The sequence below is a fragment of the Ferrigenium kumadai genome, assembly GCF_018324385.1.
Taxonomy (GTDB): domain Bacteria; phylum Pseudomonadota; class Gammaproteobacteria; order Burkholderiales; family Gallionellaceae; genus Gallionella; species Gallionella kumadai.
Map to the genome: position 1 here is coordinate 2,267,689 of NZ_AP019536.1, position 13,240 is coordinate 2,280,928.

A 13,240-nucleotide genomic window follows, 5' to 3' on the forward strand; every position below is an offset into this window, starting at 1 on the left:
TTTACCGTTTACGGCTGATAATTGATGCCCACGAACAGCGTACGCCCCAATGGGTTGTAGCCGTGCGCAGTGGCATCGTTCTGGTTGGTGAAATTGGCCGCGCTAAGCGACAGCTTCCACGCCTTGTCGATGGCGTAGCTGGCAGTCAGATTCAGCGCGTCGTAGCCGGGCAGGACTACACGGCGCACCGGAAAGGCCGTGATATGGCTGTCCTCGCGCGCATCGCTGTGCAGCCATTCGCCGCCGATCTGCCAGGCACCGAACCGTTGCGACACCCCCAGACTGGAATGCAGCCGGGCACGACGGACGAGTTGCTGGCCGGTGACCGCGTCGCGCGGATTCTGCGACGTCAGCGCGGCCTTGATGCCGGTGTCGCCGAACTGCCCGGCATAGCTCAGCTCGACGCCGTCGATGCGCGCCTGATTGAGGTTTACCGGCGTGGGCGCATAAACGACCAAATCGCGCACGTGGTTGTCGAAATACACGACATCGACCTGCTGGCTGCCCACCGAGTAGTGGAGTCCTGCCTCGGCACTGCGCGCACGCTCGGGACGCAGCGCCGGGTTGCCGAAGGCGGGGAAATAGAGCTCGTTGAAGGTGGGGGCCTTGAAGGCGGTGCTGTAGCTTGCCGTGGCACGCCACGCATCGCTGAACGAGTAGCCGTAGCCGAGCAGCCCGGTGCTTGGAGCGCCGAACTGGGCGCTGCGGTCCTCACGCAGGTTGGCCTGCAGCTGGTGCGCGCCAAAGTTTCCGGTGTAGCCGGCAAAGAGGCTGTTTACGTTGCGCCGCGTCTGAGCAAAAGCCTTGTCGGCGGTCACTACCTGAGCCAGGTGTTCGGCCCCCAGCAGGAGCTGGCTTCCGTCCCCGACCTGCACGGTGTTCTGCCAGGATATCTGGCGTTGGGTAGTCTTGTAATGTCCGCCCACCAAAGGCAAGCCGTTCTTGTAATCCTGATAATCGTCCACCCCTTGCGCCAGCTGCACCCGGCTTTGCCAGATGTCGCTGAAGCGGTTGTCGGACGACAGCGAAAACTTGCTCACCCCCGCAGTGTTCGTATTGAGATCGGTCGCTACGCCAAAGGCGCTGTCATACTGGTTGCGACCCCGGCTGCCGAACAGTGTGGCAGACAGACTGTGGTCCGCATTGAACGCATGACGGACATTCGCCGACAAGCTGGCATTGCGGTAGCCATCGCGGTCCGGATTGGCCTTGGGAGCAACCGCCGGGTCGATCGCGGACACGCCGTCGGTCTTGAATGCGGAAAGCTGAACATTGAAATCCGTAGCCTCCACCGCGCCGCCGAAACCTGCGCTCATGCGTTGGGTTCCCGGGTTGCCCGCGCCGCCGCCGAGATTGAAATGAGGCGCACCGCGCCCGCGCCTGGTGAATATCTGCACCACGCCGCCGATCGCCTCCGAGCCATACAGACTGCTGACATTGCCACGCACCACTTCGATGCGCTCGATCTGGTCCAGCATCAGCTCCTGGATCGAGGTCATGCCGTTGGTGGCCGAATTGATGCGCACACCGTCCAGCAACACCACTACCTCGGTCTGGCTGCTGCCGCGCAGGTAAAGCGCGGACGTCTTGCCAAATCCGCCAGTCCGGGAGATTTCCACACCGGCCATGCTGCGCAATATCGACGGCACATCAACCGCCTGCGACGATCTTATTTCCTGTTGAGTGATGACGGTCGTGCTGCTCAACGACTGTTTCAGCGGCTGGGCGATGCGGGTAGCCGTCACCACGATCTCGTCTGGAACATCGTCCGCTGCGGCGCACGACAAGGGAGAAACCGCACAGAGGATGGCGGCGAATAACCTGTTTTGTTTCATCTAAGCGTTCCTGAAATGCTCCAAGGATCCCCGTTGGAACGTTGCAAATCAGGAAAGCCGCAGAAGGCGGACAGCGGCAGACGCCGCAAAGATACCGTCCATGCGCCGCCCGCAGCATTTCCTGAACCATGCTTCAGGCCGGTATCCGGGCTCGCAAGTCTTGATCTGCCGCCTTCCCATGATCGCTCACAGTGGCATGATGGCAAATCCGCACTCGCTTACCGTTGCGGGGGCAGCACAGGCATCGGGAACGTCCCTCACCTGTTTCCCGTTTAACCCGGCGGCATTGCCTGCCGGGCACCTAGAAGCGGCAAGCACTTTACCACAGACATCCACTGCCTCACCAAACGGCGACTCATAAAGCGCTTGCAGAAGGCGCCCTTACCGTTTGACTCGTCAGCGCTTTTCAAACTATAGTCACCAGATGGAAAATGAACTGAACGCACTGGAAGGAAAGCTTGCGCATCTGATACAGATCAGCGGCGAGCTGCGTGCGGAGAATCACCGCCTGCGCCAGGAGTTGGCGCACGCTCTCAGCAACAATCGCCAGTGCAACGACAAGATGGAAACGGCAAAAGCACGGCTGGAAAAGCTGCTGCTCACTCTCCCGGAAGAACAAGCATGAGCGGCACGGTCAAAACGCTGGACATCAAGATTCTCGACCGCGAATTGCGCGTCGCCTGCCCCGAGGAAGAGCGCGGCGAACTGCTCGATTCGGTCGCTTATCTGGACAGAAAAATGCGCGAGATCCGCGATGCAGGCAAGATCGCCAGCGTCGAGCGCATCGCCATCATGGCCGCGCTCAACATCACCCACGAACTGCTCTCGGTCAAGGTCGGCAAAGGCGTTGACCTCGCCGACTTTAAGCGTAGAATAAGTGCCATGGAGACAGCAATTGATAAGGCGTTAGCCGAGCAAGATACGCTGTTCTAGGTTGTCCCCTGCGGTGCTCGTGAGGCTCATAATTCTTTGAACCAATAAGCAATGCTTAAGGCCGCGACCCTCAATGTTACTGTTGTGCGCGTCCCTCGTGGACGTACCTGATGTAACCGGGAACCGGCCCTCTTGAACTCAGGTTCAAGATATTGAGTCAACGGCACAGGCGGGGGGCTTTATTCCAGTGCGACCTTTCGGGGTCGCACTTTTTATTTGCGGACCTGAAACATGCGCTACTGGCTGATGAAATCAGAACCTTCCGATTGCAGCATCGACGACCTCGCCGCGATGCCGAACCAGACCGTGGCCTGGTACGGAGTGCGCAATTATCAGGCGCGTAATTTCATGCGCAACCAGATGAGCGTCGGCGACGGCGTGCTGTTCTACCATTCCAACTGCAAGGAGCCGGGCATCGCTGGTATAGCAAAGGTCAGCGCGCTCGCCTATCCCGACGCGACGCAGTTCGATTCGAAAAGCAAATACTTCGATCCGAAAGCCACGCATGAACAACCGCGCTGGTTCAACGTCGACGTGCAACTGGTAAAGAAGATTCCGCTGATTCCGCTCGACGAGTTGCGCCGCCATCCGGAACTGGCCGACATGCGCACGCTGCAGCGAGGCAACCGCCTGTCCATCACGCCGCTCGATCCGGCGGAGTGGGCGTTCATCACGAACCGGCTGGTGCACTGATAATGGAGTGGTACGCCGCGTATCTCGTGCTCGGTGCCGTCGCGGGATTCCTCGGCGGCATGTTCGGCATCGGCGGGGGGACGATCCTGGTTCCCGTGCTGCTGATGCTGTTCGAGGCGCAACACTTCCCTCCTGAGCATGCGATGCACCTGGCGCTGGGCAGTGGCATGGCAATCATCCTGTTTACCGCGCTCGCCAGCATGCGCAAGCATCACCAGCACGGCGCGGTGAACTGGCGCGTCGTCTTCGGCATCACTCCCGGAATCCTGCTGGGAACAGCCTTGGGCGCATTGTTCGCCGCCGGCGTCTCGCCGCACTTCCTGGCGGTCTTCTTCGCGCTGTTCGTCTATTTCGCGGCAGCGCAGATCTTGCTCGACATACGTCCGCACGCCTCGCGCCAATTGCCGGGCATCGCGGGCCTCTCGCTCACCGGAACATTCACCGGCTGGTTGAGCACGCTGGTTTCCATCGGTGGCGGCACCATCGTCATTCCTTTCCTGATCTGGTGCAACGTACCGTTGCGCCATGCGATCGGCACGGCCGCGGCAATAGGTTTCCCCATCGCCGTCGGCGGCACGCTCGGCTACATCTTCACCGGCATGAACGCCACGCTGCCCTCACCGCATCTGGGATTCGTGTACCTGCCCGCCGTGCTGGGCTGCGCGCTCGCCAGCGTGATCACCGCACCGATAGGCGCGAAAACCGCCCATCGCACGAACGTAGCCGTACTGAGAAAACTGTTTGCGGTACTGCTGCTCGCATTGGCGACCAAGATGCTGCTCAAGGCCATCTGAAAGCATCCCAACGCCGACCTTTCCACGGGCAGCGGCCGCTGCGATAGGGCATAATCGCGCCACAAAAATTCACAGGGAGAACTCCATGGCATTGCCGATATTCCGAACCAAGCCGATTGCAGCCGATGACACTTGCGACACCGGGCTGAAGCGATGCCTGAGTGCATTCGACCTCACCCTGCTCGGCATCGGCGCCATCATTGGCACCGGCATCTTCGTGCTCACCGGCATCGCGGCTGCCAACCAGGCTGGCCCGGCCGTCGTTCTCTCGTTCATCATCTCCGGTTTTGCCTGCGCCTTCGCAGCGCTGGCCTATGCCGAGCTGGCCGCCGCGGTGGGCGGATGCGGCAGCGCGTATGGTTACAGCTACGTCGCGTTCGGCGAGATCGTGGCGTGGATCATCGGCTGGATATTGCTGCTGGAATACAGCGTGTCGGTGGCGGCAGTGGCCAATGGCTGGGCGGGCTATTTCAACAACGCGCTTTCCGCGATGGGGATGGGGCTGCCGGAGATACTCACCAAGGCCCCCGCCCTGGGCGGCATCATCAACCTGCCTGCCGCCTCCATCATCCTCATCCTGATGGGGCTGCTCATCATCGGCGTCAGGCAGAGCGCGCAACTCAACACCGCGATGGTGTTCGTCAAGGTGCTGACCATCATCGTGTTCGTCAGCATCGCCGCGTTCAACGTCGACACAGCCAACTGGCACCCTTTTATACCCTACGGCTGGTTCAACACGCTGCCGGACGGCACCACCACCGGTGTGCTGGCAGGCGCCTCGCTGGTGTTCTTCGCCTATGTCGGTTTCGATGCGGTCTCGACGGCGGCCGAGGAAGCCAAGGATCCGCAACGCGACCTGCCGACCGGCATCATCGCCTCGCTGGTGTTCTGCACCGTGATCTACATCATCGTGTCCGGGTTGCTGACCGGCATCGTGCCCTACACCCAGCTCGGCGTTTCATCGCCCGTCGCGCATGCACTGCAACTGCTGGGATATAACTGGGCTTCGGCGCTGGTCGCCACCGGCGTCATCGCCGGCCTGACCACCGTGATGCTGGTGCTGTACTACGCGCTGACGCGCATCATCCTGTCCATGTCGCGCGACGGACTGATGTCTCCGTTCCTGTCCAAGGTCGATCCGGAGAGGAAGACCCCGGTGCGCGTCATCGTCATCACCGGCCTCATCATGTCGCTCGCTGCCGGACTGTTCCCGCTCGGCGCGCTGGCGGAGCTGGTCAACATCGGCACGCTGGCCGCTTTCGTGCTGGTCTGCCTTGGCGTGATCGTGCTGCGCATCCGCCAGCCGAATCTGCACCGCCCGTTCAAGAACCCGTTCGGCCACCTGTTCCCCGTACTGGGCATGATCTCCTGCGCCGGATTGATGGCCTTCCTGCCCGCCCAGACCTGGATGCGCTTTACCGTCTGGCTGTGCATCGGCCTGATCGTCTACTTCACCTACTCCATCCGTCACAGCAAGCTCGCAAAATAACTCGGCATGGATGGATAACGGGCAATAAAAAAGCCGGCTTGCGCCGGCTTTTTTGCGGATCGCTCCAGTCTTACTTGGACAGACCCTTGATGAAGGCGATGATGTCCTTCATGTCGGCATCGCTAACCTTCGGGTTAGCAGGCATCGGCATGGAACCCCATGCGCCGCTGCCGCCCTTCTTGACCTTGTCGGCAACCTTGGCGTAAGCCGCGTCGTCACCCTTGTACTTGGCGGACACATCCTTCCAAGCCGGGCCAACCACCTTCTTGTCCACTGCGTGGCAAGCGGTGCAGTTATTCTTCTTCGCAACTTCCGGCATGTCGGTAGCCATTGCGCTGCCTGCGACCATCAAACCAGCTGCTGCAACCATGCTTACGATGATAGATTTCATGTTCTCTCCGTTATGATTAAGGTGTCTTAACTACTGTGAAGGCTTTGCCTTCGCCAGCGATTCTAAACAACTCCGCCTGCAATAAAAACCACGTTAGTAAGGCGGCAATACCCTTAACGCAGGCGGGTCGCAAATCGTTGACAGCTTATTTCAAAGACAACACGAATCTCGCCAGCGCCCGACGATCCGCCTCACTGATTTTCGGGTTCGCCGGCATCGCCATGCTGCCCCACGCTCCGCTGCCGCCCTTGGCGATTTTGTCCATCAGCCGCGCTTCCGCACCCACATCGCCGCGATACTTGGCTGCCACGTCCTTCCAGGCCGGGCCAACCACTTTCTTGTCGATGGCATGACAGGCCATACAGTTATTCTTCTTCGCAAGCGCAAGACCATCGGCCTCGGACACAGCCGCAACCGGCGGCACTTCAGGCTTGACCGCTGCAGGAGCTGGAACCGGCTCGGCCTTTGCCGCCGGAGGGACACTCGCCGGCGCCGTGGTTGACGGCGTTGCCGGCTTGGCCGTCTCCTTCTTCACCGTGGCCGGCTTTTCCTGCGCTGCCGGCGCGGCTTTTTCGGCAGGGGCAGGTGCAGCAGCTTTCACGGGAGCTGCTGCTGGCGCCGGCGTCATGGCGGCCGGAGCAGCAGGTTCGGCAGGGGCAGGGGCCGCCGCAGTTTCCGCCGCAGGTGCGGCAGACTTCTGCGCCGGGGTCTCCGGCTGACAGCCATACAGTGCAACCAACAACGATGCCAACAACAGATTTCGTGTACGCATGACGTTCTCCTTATTCTAAGGCTGGTTGAAAATTACAACGATTCGGCACTGTATTCGACTATCAGTGTGTGCCGGGTTCCTGCCGCGACCGTGACCACATTGTCGATCGCATTCACTGATTCCACGCAGACCATCTCGCGCCAGCCGTCCGGCTGCCCCATGTCGCCCATCTTGTTGGCCTTCTCGGTCCACGGCGTCCACACCACTGTGGAGAGGCTGCCGGATTTCGCGATATGGATACGGCGCTTGAGCCTGTCGTCCTCGATCACGCACTCGGCCGCAGTGTCGATGTAGACGCGGTCGGTCTCACCCGAGAAAGTGATCGCACCATCCTGCTTGCGCAGTGTGGAGCCGCCGACCTTATCCCAGTAGTCACAGCCTTCAAGACCGGTGACGCGCACGGCGCCGATGTCGCCGATCTGGAAATAGGTGTGCAGCGCTTCGCCGATGACGAACGCTTCCTTGCCGGTATTCTCAGTCGTCAGTTCCATGCGCAGCGTCTCGCCAACGATCACGGTCAGGTCCGCCGTGCAGGAGTGCGGCCACTGTGCCCTGGTCTTCTCGCTCTCTACCAGACGCAGGGTCAGGCGCGTCGCGCCGTCCGGCTCAGTGCCCGTTTCAATGACATTCCATGGCACCGTACGTGCAAACCCGTGACCGGGGAAGCTGCTCTCCGACGCATGCGCGCCGAACCACGGCCAGCACACCGGCGCACCGCCGCGGATGGACTTGCCTGCCGCCAGCTTCGCATCGCGCGACAACCACACCACAGGCACAGCTTGGCTTTTCGGCTGCCAGGTCATCAGGTGCGCACCTTGCAGGCACAGCGAAGCCGTCGCCTGCGCGTTGTTGATCTCGGCGACGACCAAGCCGCTCGCATCCTCGCGGAAACTCAGTTGCCCCTTGATGCCGAATTGCGTATTCAATTGTTGTGCTGTGGTCATGCTTGTTCCTTAAGTTGGTTGTCTTGTTATTCGATCTGGGTGACGTCGCGCACCGCGCCCTTGTCGGCGCTGGTCACCATCGCCGCGTACGCGCGCAATGCCGCCGATACCTTGCGCTGGCGCTCGGCGACAGGCTTCCATGCCTGCTTGCCCTTCGCGTCCATCGCGGCGCGACGTTGTGCAAGTTCGGCATCGGGGATGAGCAGATTGATGCTGCGATTGGGGATATCGATCTCGATGCGGTCGCCTTCCTGCACTAGACCGATCGCACCGCCGCTCGCTGCTTCCGGCGAGACGTGGCCGATGGAAAGACCCGAAGTGCCGCCGGAGAAGCGTCCATCGGTAAGCAGCGCACAGGCCTTGCCCAAGCCCTTCGACTTCAGGTAGGAGGTGGGATACAGCATCTCCTGCATGCCCGGCCCCCCCTTAGGTCCCTCGTAGCGGATCACCACCACGTCGCCCGCCACGACCTGGTCACCGAGGATGCCGGCCACTGCCGCATCCTGGCTCTCGAACACGCGCGCGCGTCCGGTGAATTTCAGGATGCTCTCGTCCACGCCCGCGGTCTTCACGATGCAGCCGTCGAGCGCGATGTTGCCGTGCAGCACCGCGAGGCCGCCGTCCTGCGAATAGGCATGAGCCTTGTCGCGGATGCAGCCCTTGGCACGGTCCGTATCCAGTTCGGGATACAGCATGGATTGTGAGAAGGCGAGGGTGGTCACGATGCCGCCGGGCGCGGCGCGGAAAAATTTCTTCGCTGCCTCATCGTCGGTCTGCGCGATGTCCCACTGCTTGAGCCCGTCGCGCAAGGTCTTGCTGTGCACCGTACCGACTTCGCCGTGCAGCAGACCGGCGCGATCCAGCTCGCCCAGGATCGCCGCGATGCCGCCCGCGCGATGCACGTCTTCCAGATGGAACTCGGAGGAAGGCGCAACCTTGCACAAGGTCGGCACATGGCGCGACAAGCGATCCATGTCCTTCATAGTGAAATCCACGCCTGCTTCGCGCGCGATGGCGAGCAGGTGCAGCACGGTGTTGGTCGAGCCGCCCATGGCGATGTCCAGCGTCATCGCGTTCTCGAAGGCTTCGAAGGTGGCGATGCTTCGCGGCAGCACCGAAGCATCGTCCTGCTCGTAATAGCGTTTGCACAACTCGACGATGGTGCGCCCCGCGCGCAGGAACAACTGCTTGCGCTCGGCGTGCGTCGCCACCAGCGAGCCGTTGCCGGGCAAGCTCAGGCCCAAGGCTTCGGTCAGGCAGTTCATCGAGTTCGCGGTGAACATGCCGGAGCAGGAACCGCAGGTCGGGCAAGCGGAAATCTCGATGGCGGCGACCTCTTCATCGCTGCAACGGCTGTCTGCCGCCGCAACCATCGCGTCGACCAGGTCCAGGCCACGGGTCTTGCCGCCCCACTTCACCTCGCCCGCTTCCATCGGACCACCGGAGACGAACACCACCGGGATGTTCAGGCGCATCGCCGCCATCAGCATGCCCGGCGTGATCTTGTCGCAATTGGAGATGCACACCAGCGCGTCGGCGCAGTGCGCGTTGACCATGTACTCCACCGAGTCGGCGATCAGGTCGCGCGAAGGCAGCGAGTACAGCATGCCGTCATGTCCCATGGCGATGCCGTCATCGATGGCGATGGTGTTGAACTCCTTCGCGATGCCGCCCGCCTTCTCGATCTCGCGTGCCACCAGCTGGCCGAGGTTCTGCAAATGCACATGGCCCGGTACGAACTGGGTGAACGAGTTGGCGATGGCGATGATCGGCTTGCCGAAGTCGCCTTCGGTCATGCCGGTAGCACGCCACAAGGCGCGTGCGCCGGCCATATTGCGGCCGTGGGTGGAAGTGCGGGAACGGTAGGCAGGCATGTTGTCTCTCTGAAAAATAAAAGCGCACGTATAATCGAAGCCTTGATTTTACCCGATTCACCCATGCTCGTTCATCCGCAATTCGACCCCGTCGCCATTCATCTCGGCCCGTTCGGCATCCACTGGTACGGCCTGATGTACCTCGCCGGCTTCGTGACCTTCCTGTGGCTGGGGCGCAAGCGCATCGCCACCCTGAGCCATCCGCAACTCAACGCGAAACTGCTCGACGACCTGCTGTTCTATGGCGTGCTCGGAGTGATCCTCGGCGGACGGCTAGGTTACGTGCTGTTCTACAAATTCTCTTATTACGCAGCCCACCCCCTGGAAGTCTTCGCGGTATGGCAGGGCGGCATGTCGTTCCACGGGGGATTCCTCGGTGTGCTGGTAGCCATGGCGTGGTTCGCGCACAAACAGAATCTGCGCTGGCTGCAGATCACCGACTTCATCGCGCCGCTGGTGCCGCCGGGACTCGCGTTCGGGCGGCTGGGCAACTTCATCAACGGCGAGCTGTGGGGACGCCCCACCGATGTGCCGTGGGCGATGGTCTTCCCTCAAGTGGATGACGTGCCGCGCCATCCTTCGCAGCTGTACGAGTTCGCGCTGGAAGGCGTACTGCTGTTCGCATTGTTATGGCTGTATGCGCGCAAGCCCCGCCCGCTCGGCATGGTGTCCGGCATATTCCTGATCGGCTACGGCAGCTTCCGGTTCCTGGTCGAATTCACCCGCGAGCCGGATAACTTTCTCGGCTTGCTGTCGTTCGGCATGAGCATGGGACAATGGCTGAGCCTGCCGATGGTGATCGCCGGCATCGCACTGGTTCGCTACAGCAAGCGGCACGCCGCTTGACACGCACCGGCCGCTCGCCCACCATTCCCGCCATCGCATTCCCGATTCATAGCCCTTGGAAGACCTTTCCCTAAACGCGCTGCTCGGCATCCTCCTGCTGCTCCTGGTATGCGGCGCATGGTTCTCGGCAGCGGAGACCGGCATGATGGCGCTCAACCGCTACCGGCTGAATCACCTGATACGCAAGGGTAACCGCAGCGCGAAACTGACCGGGCGACTGCTTTCCAAGGTGGACAAGCTGTTAGGTTCTATCCTGTTCGGCAACACCCTGCTCAACGTCGCGGCGGCCGCCATCACCAACATCCTCATCCTGCGCCTGTTCGGGGCCAGCGAACTGGCCCTGCTGATGGGCACGCTGCTCATCACTTTCGTCCTGCTGGTATTCAGCGAGATCATGCCCAAGATCATCGCCGCAAGCTACCCGGAACGCGTCGCGCTGCCGTCCAGCTATCTGCTCGCGCCGCTGATCACGCTGTTCCATCCGGTGGTCTCGGTGGCGACCGCCTTGGTGAAAGGCTTTCTGTGGTTGCTGCGCATCAAGATCCAGACCGACCAGAGCAAACCCAAGATGACGATGGAAGAGTTGCGCGGGCTGGTGCTGGAAGCCGAGCATTTCCTGCCGCGCAAGCACCAGAAGATGCTGCTCAACCTGGTCGATCTCGAGCGCATCACCGTGAACGACGTGATGGTCCCGCGCAACCAGATCGAGGCCCTCGACATCGACACCGACCCTGCCGAACTCCGGCAGCAGATCATCACCTGCCACCACTCGCTGCTCCCGGTCTATGCAGACACCCCCAGCAATATCATCGGCATCCTGCACATCAAGCGCGTGCCGGCCCTGCTGCAGGAACCTGAGCTGGATACGGCGCAATTGCGCGAAGTGTTGCACGAGTCGTACTTCATCCCATCCGACACCCCGCTGCTCAAGCAACTGCAGCAATTCCAGGAGCGCCACACGCGGCTGGGGCTGGTGGTGGACGAATACGGTGAATTGCTCGGACTGGTGACATTGGAGAACATTCTCGAGGAAATCGTCGGCGAATTCACCACACAATCGCCCTCGCAAACCGGCAAGTTCCTGCGCCACGAGGATGGCAGTTTTCTGCTGGAAGGCGGCAGCAGCCTGCGCGACCTGAACCGCAAGCTGGGACTGCACCTGCCGCTGGACGGGGCCAAGACACTCAACGGGCTGATCCTCGATCACCTTGAAGACATTCCGGAACCCGGTACCAGCCTGAAGATCGCCGGATATCCAATCGAGATCATTCAGACCCAGGATCGCCTCGTGAAGGTGGCGCGCATTTTTCCGCCGCCCCCCCAGAAACCGCAATAGGGCATCCAGCTTTGACAATAGCCACAAAGCTCGGCATCATGCCCGCCAACATCAGACAGTGACTCTAAGGGAGACACCATGGCTGTCGCACCGAAAACAGAAAAAGCAAAAGAGTATTCCTACCTCTGGGAAGGTAAGGATAAAAGCGGCAAACTGGTCAAAGGCGAGATGCGTGCGCCCGGCGAAGCCAGCGTCTCCGCCCACCTGCGCCGCCAGGGCATTAACGTCACGAAGGTAAAACGCCTGCGTGCCAGCGCCAAACCTGTCACCGAGAAGGACATCACGCTGTTCACTCGCCAGCTGGCCACCATGCTGAAATCCGGCGTCCCCCTGCTGCAGGCTTTCGACATCGTCGGCAAGGGCCACAGCAACCCTTCCGTGGCACGCCTGCTGTTCGACATCAAGACCGACGTGGAAACCGGCAGCAGCCTGCAACAGGCATTCCGGAAGTACCCGCTGTATTTCGACGACCTGTATTGCAACCTGATCGGCGCCGGCGAGGCCGCAGGTATCCTCGACGCGCTGCTGGACCGCTTGGCAACCTATAAGGAAAAGATCCAGGCCATCAAGAGCAAGATCAAATCGGCGCTGTTCTACCCAGTATCCATCATCGTGGTGGCCTTCATCATCACCGCCGTGATCATGATCTTCGTGATTCCCGCATTCAAGGAGCTGTTCTCCAGCTTTGGCGCCGACCTGCCGGCCCCGACACTGTTCGTGATGGCTGTATCCGACTTCTTCGTCGCATGGTGGTGGGCGATCTTCGGTGCCATCGGCGGCGGACTGTACGCATTCTTCTATTTCTGGAAGCGCAGCAAAAAGATGCAGGCAGTCATGGACCGGCTCATGCTCAAACTGCCGATCTTCGGCGAACTGATCCGCAAGGCCAGTATCGCGCGCTGGAGCCGCACGCTTGCCACCATGTTCGCCGCTGGCGTGCCGCTGGTCGAGGCCTTCGATTCGGTCGCGGGCGCGGCAGGCAATGCGGTGTATTTCGATGCCACAAAGGTCATCCAGCGCGAAGTCAGCACCGGCAACAGCCTGACCGTCGCCATGCAGAACACCGAGGTATTTCCGAGCATGGTGCTGCAAATGGTCGCCATCGGTGAGGAAGCCGGTTCGCTGGATGCCATGCTGAGCAAGGTGGCCGACTTCTATGAGGGCGAAGTGGATGACGCCGTCGAAGCACTGTCCAGCCTGATGGAACCCATCATTATGGTGGTGCTGGGCACGCTGATCGGCGGCATGGTGATTGCGATGTACCTGCCGATCTTCAAGATGGGCCAAGTGGTTTGACGGCGTTGCTGGAAGTACTGCAGGCGGTTCCGTCCGC

The 13,240-nt window shown here is 61.1% G+C and carries 13 protein-coding genes, 1 other RNA gene and 1 riboswitch; of the genes, 9 read left to right on the plus strand and 5 right to left on the minus strand.

What is annotated here, in order from left to right:
• Positions 1–8: 8 nt before the first annotated feature.
• The gene (locus tag FGKAn22_RS11000; RefSeq protein ID WP_212785680.1) at positions 9–1,835 is read right to left on the minus strand and encodes a TonB-dependent receptor domain-containing protein; all 1,827 of its coding nucleotides are present in this window, start codon (positions 1,833–1,835) and stop codon (positions 9–11) included.
• A 119-nt stretch (positions 1,836–1,954) separates the two neighbouring features.
• Positions 1,955–2,155: riboswitch (cobalamin riboswitch) on the minus strand.
• Positions 2,156–2,259: 104 nt separating this feature from the next.
• On the opposite strand from FGKAn22_RS11000, the gene FGKAn22_RS11005 reads away from it, so the two are divergent.
• The 6 genes from FGKAn22_RS11005 (at position 2,260) to FGKAn22_RS11030 (ending at position 5,744) form a co-directional block, all read left to right on the plus strand.
• On the plus strand, positions 2,260–2,460 hold the full coding sequence (locus FGKAn22_RS11005; protein ID WP_212785681.1) for a hypothetical protein: 201 nt from the start codon (positions 2,260–2,262) through the stop codon (positions 2,458–2,460).
• Positions 2,457–2,768, plus strand: a complete 312-nt coding sequence (locus tag FGKAn22_RS11010; protein WP_212785682.1) for a cell division protein ZapA — start codon at positions 2,457–2,459, stop codon at positions 2,766–2,768. Before FGKAn22_RS11005 ends, FGKAn22_RS11010 begins: the two co-directional genes overlap by 4 nt.
• 2 nt (positions 2,769–2,770) lie before the next feature.
• A non-coding RNA gene (gene ssrS, locus FGKAn22_RS11015) (6S RNA) lies at positions 2,771–2,948 on the plus strand.
• Between the two features lie 51 nt (positions 2,949–2,999).
• Positions 3,000–3,461 (plus strand): EVE domain-containing protein, encoded by a 462-nt coding sequence (locus FGKAn22_RS11020; RefSeq protein ID WP_212785683.1) that lies wholly within the window; start codon positions 3,000–3,002, stop codon positions 3,459–3,461.
• A 2-nt stretch (positions 3,462–3,463) separates the two neighbouring features.
• Complete coding sequence (locus FGKAn22_RS11025; RefSeq protein WP_212785684.1) at positions 3,464–4,255, plus strand: sulfite exporter TauE/SafE family protein; 792 nt, start codon at positions 3,464–3,466, stop codon at positions 4,253–4,255.
• Positions 4,256–4,340: 85 nt separating this feature from the next.
• Positions 4,341–5,744 (plus strand): amino acid permease, encoded by a 1,404-nt coding sequence (locus FGKAn22_RS11030; protein WP_212785685.1) that lies wholly within the window; start codon positions 4,341–4,343, stop codon positions 5,742–5,744.
• A gap of 70 nt (positions 5,745–5,814) precedes the next feature.
• Here the strand turns inward: FGKAn22_RS11030 and FGKAn22_RS11035 are convergent, their stop codons facing one another.
• The 4 genes from FGKAn22_RS11035 to ilvD all read right to left on the minus strand — a co-directional run bounded on the left by FGKAn22_RS11035 (position 5,815) and on the right by ilvD (position 9,725).
• Complete coding sequence (locus FGKAn22_RS11035; protein WP_212785686.1) at positions 5,815–6,135, minus strand: c-type cytochrome; 321 nt, start codon at positions 6,133–6,135, stop codon at positions 5,815–5,817.
• A gap of 145 nt (positions 6,136–6,280) precedes the next feature.
• On the minus strand, positions 6,281–6,907 hold the full coding sequence (locus tag FGKAn22_RS11040) for a c-type cytochrome (RefSeq protein ID WP_246487398.1): 627 nt from the start codon (positions 6,905–6,907) through the stop codon (positions 6,281–6,283).
• A gap of 32 nt (positions 6,908–6,939) precedes the next feature.
• Positions 6,940–7,851: a D-hexose-6-phosphate mutarotase gene (locus FGKAn22_RS11045; protein ID WP_212785687.1), complete on the minus strand. Its 912-nt coding sequence runs from the start codon at positions 7,849–7,851 to the stop codon at positions 6,940–6,942.
• 26 nt (positions 7,852–7,877) lie between these two features.
• Complete coding sequence (gene ilvD, locus FGKAn22_RS11050; RefSeq protein WP_212785688.1) at positions 7,878–9,725, minus strand: dihydroxy-acid dehydratase; 1,848 nt, start codon at positions 9,723–9,725, stop codon at positions 7,878–7,880.
• Between the two features lie 63 nt (positions 9,726–9,788).
• Here ilvD and lgt point away from each other — a divergent pair, with 63 nt between their 5' ends.
• The 3 genes from lgt (at position 9,789) to FGKAn22_RS11065 (ending at position 13,203) form a co-directional block, all read left to right on the plus strand.
• Positions 9,789–10,571: a prolipoprotein diacylglyceryl transferase gene (gene lgt / locus FGKAn22_RS11055; RefSeq protein WP_212785689.1), complete on the plus strand. Its 783-nt coding sequence runs from the start codon at positions 9,789–9,791 to the stop codon at positions 10,569–10,571.
• A gap of 55 nt (positions 10,572–10,626) precedes the next feature.
• Positions 10,627–11,907: an HlyC/CorC family transporter gene (locus FGKAn22_RS11060; protein ID WP_212785690.1), complete on the plus strand. Its 1,281-nt coding sequence runs from the start codon at positions 10,627–10,629 to the stop codon at positions 11,905–11,907.
• A gap of 78 nt (positions 11,908–11,985) precedes the next feature.
• Positions 11,986–13,203 (plus strand): type II secretion system F family protein, encoded by a 1,218-nt coding sequence (locus FGKAn22_RS11065; RefSeq protein ID WP_212785691.1) that lies wholly within the window; start codon positions 11,986–11,988, stop codon positions 13,201–13,203.
• Positions 13,204–13,240 lie beyond the last annotated feature (37 nt).

Bases quoted from the DNA above. Each gene is read 5' to 3' on its own strand.
- FGKAn22_RS11000 (WP_212785680.1), bottom strand. From the start codon at position 1,835: ATGAAACAAAACAGGTTATTCGCCGCCATCCTCTGTGCGGTTTCTCCC.
- FGKAn22_RS11005 (WP_212785681.1), top strand. From the start codon at position 2,260: ATGGAAAATGAACTGAACGCACTGGAAGGAAAGCTTGCGCATCTGATA.
- FGKAn22_RS11010 (WP_212785682.1), top strand. From the start codon at position 2,457: ATGAGCGGCACGGTCAAAACGCTGGACATCAAGATTCTCGACCGCGAA.
- FGKAn22_RS11020 (WP_212785683.1), top strand. From the start codon at position 3,000: ATGCGCTACTGGCTGATGAAATCAGAACCTTCCGATTGCAGCATCGAC.
- FGKAn22_RS11025 (WP_212785684.1), top strand. From the start codon at position 3,464: ATGGAGTGGTACGCCGCGTATCTCGTGCTCGGTGCCGTCGCGGGATTC.
- FGKAn22_RS11030 (WP_212785685.1), top strand. From the start codon at position 4,341: ATGGCATTGCCGATATTCCGAACCAAGCCGATTGCAGCCGATGACACT.
- FGKAn22_RS11035 (WP_212785686.1), bottom strand. From the start codon at position 6,135: ATGAAATCTATCATCGTAAGCATGGTTGCAGCAGCTGGTTTGATGGTC.
- FGKAn22_RS11040 (WP_246487398.1), bottom strand. From the start codon at position 6,907: ATGCGTACACGAAATCTGTTGTTGGCATCGTTGTTGGTTGCACTGTAT.
- FGKAn22_RS11045 (WP_212785687.1), bottom strand. From the start codon at position 7,851: ATGACCACAGCACAACAATTGAATACGCAATTCGGCATCAAGGGGCAA.
- ilvD (WP_212785688.1), bottom strand. From the start codon at position 9,725: ATGCCTGCCTACCGTTCCCGCACTTCCACCCACGGCCGCAATATGGCC.
- lgt (WP_212785689.1), top strand. From the start codon at position 9,789: ATGCTCGTTCATCCGCAATTCGACCCCGTCGCCATTCATCTCGGCCCG.
- FGKAn22_RS11065 (WP_212785691.1), top strand. From the start codon at position 11,986: ATGGCTGTCGCACCGAAAACAGAAAAAGCAAAAGAGTATTCCTACCTC.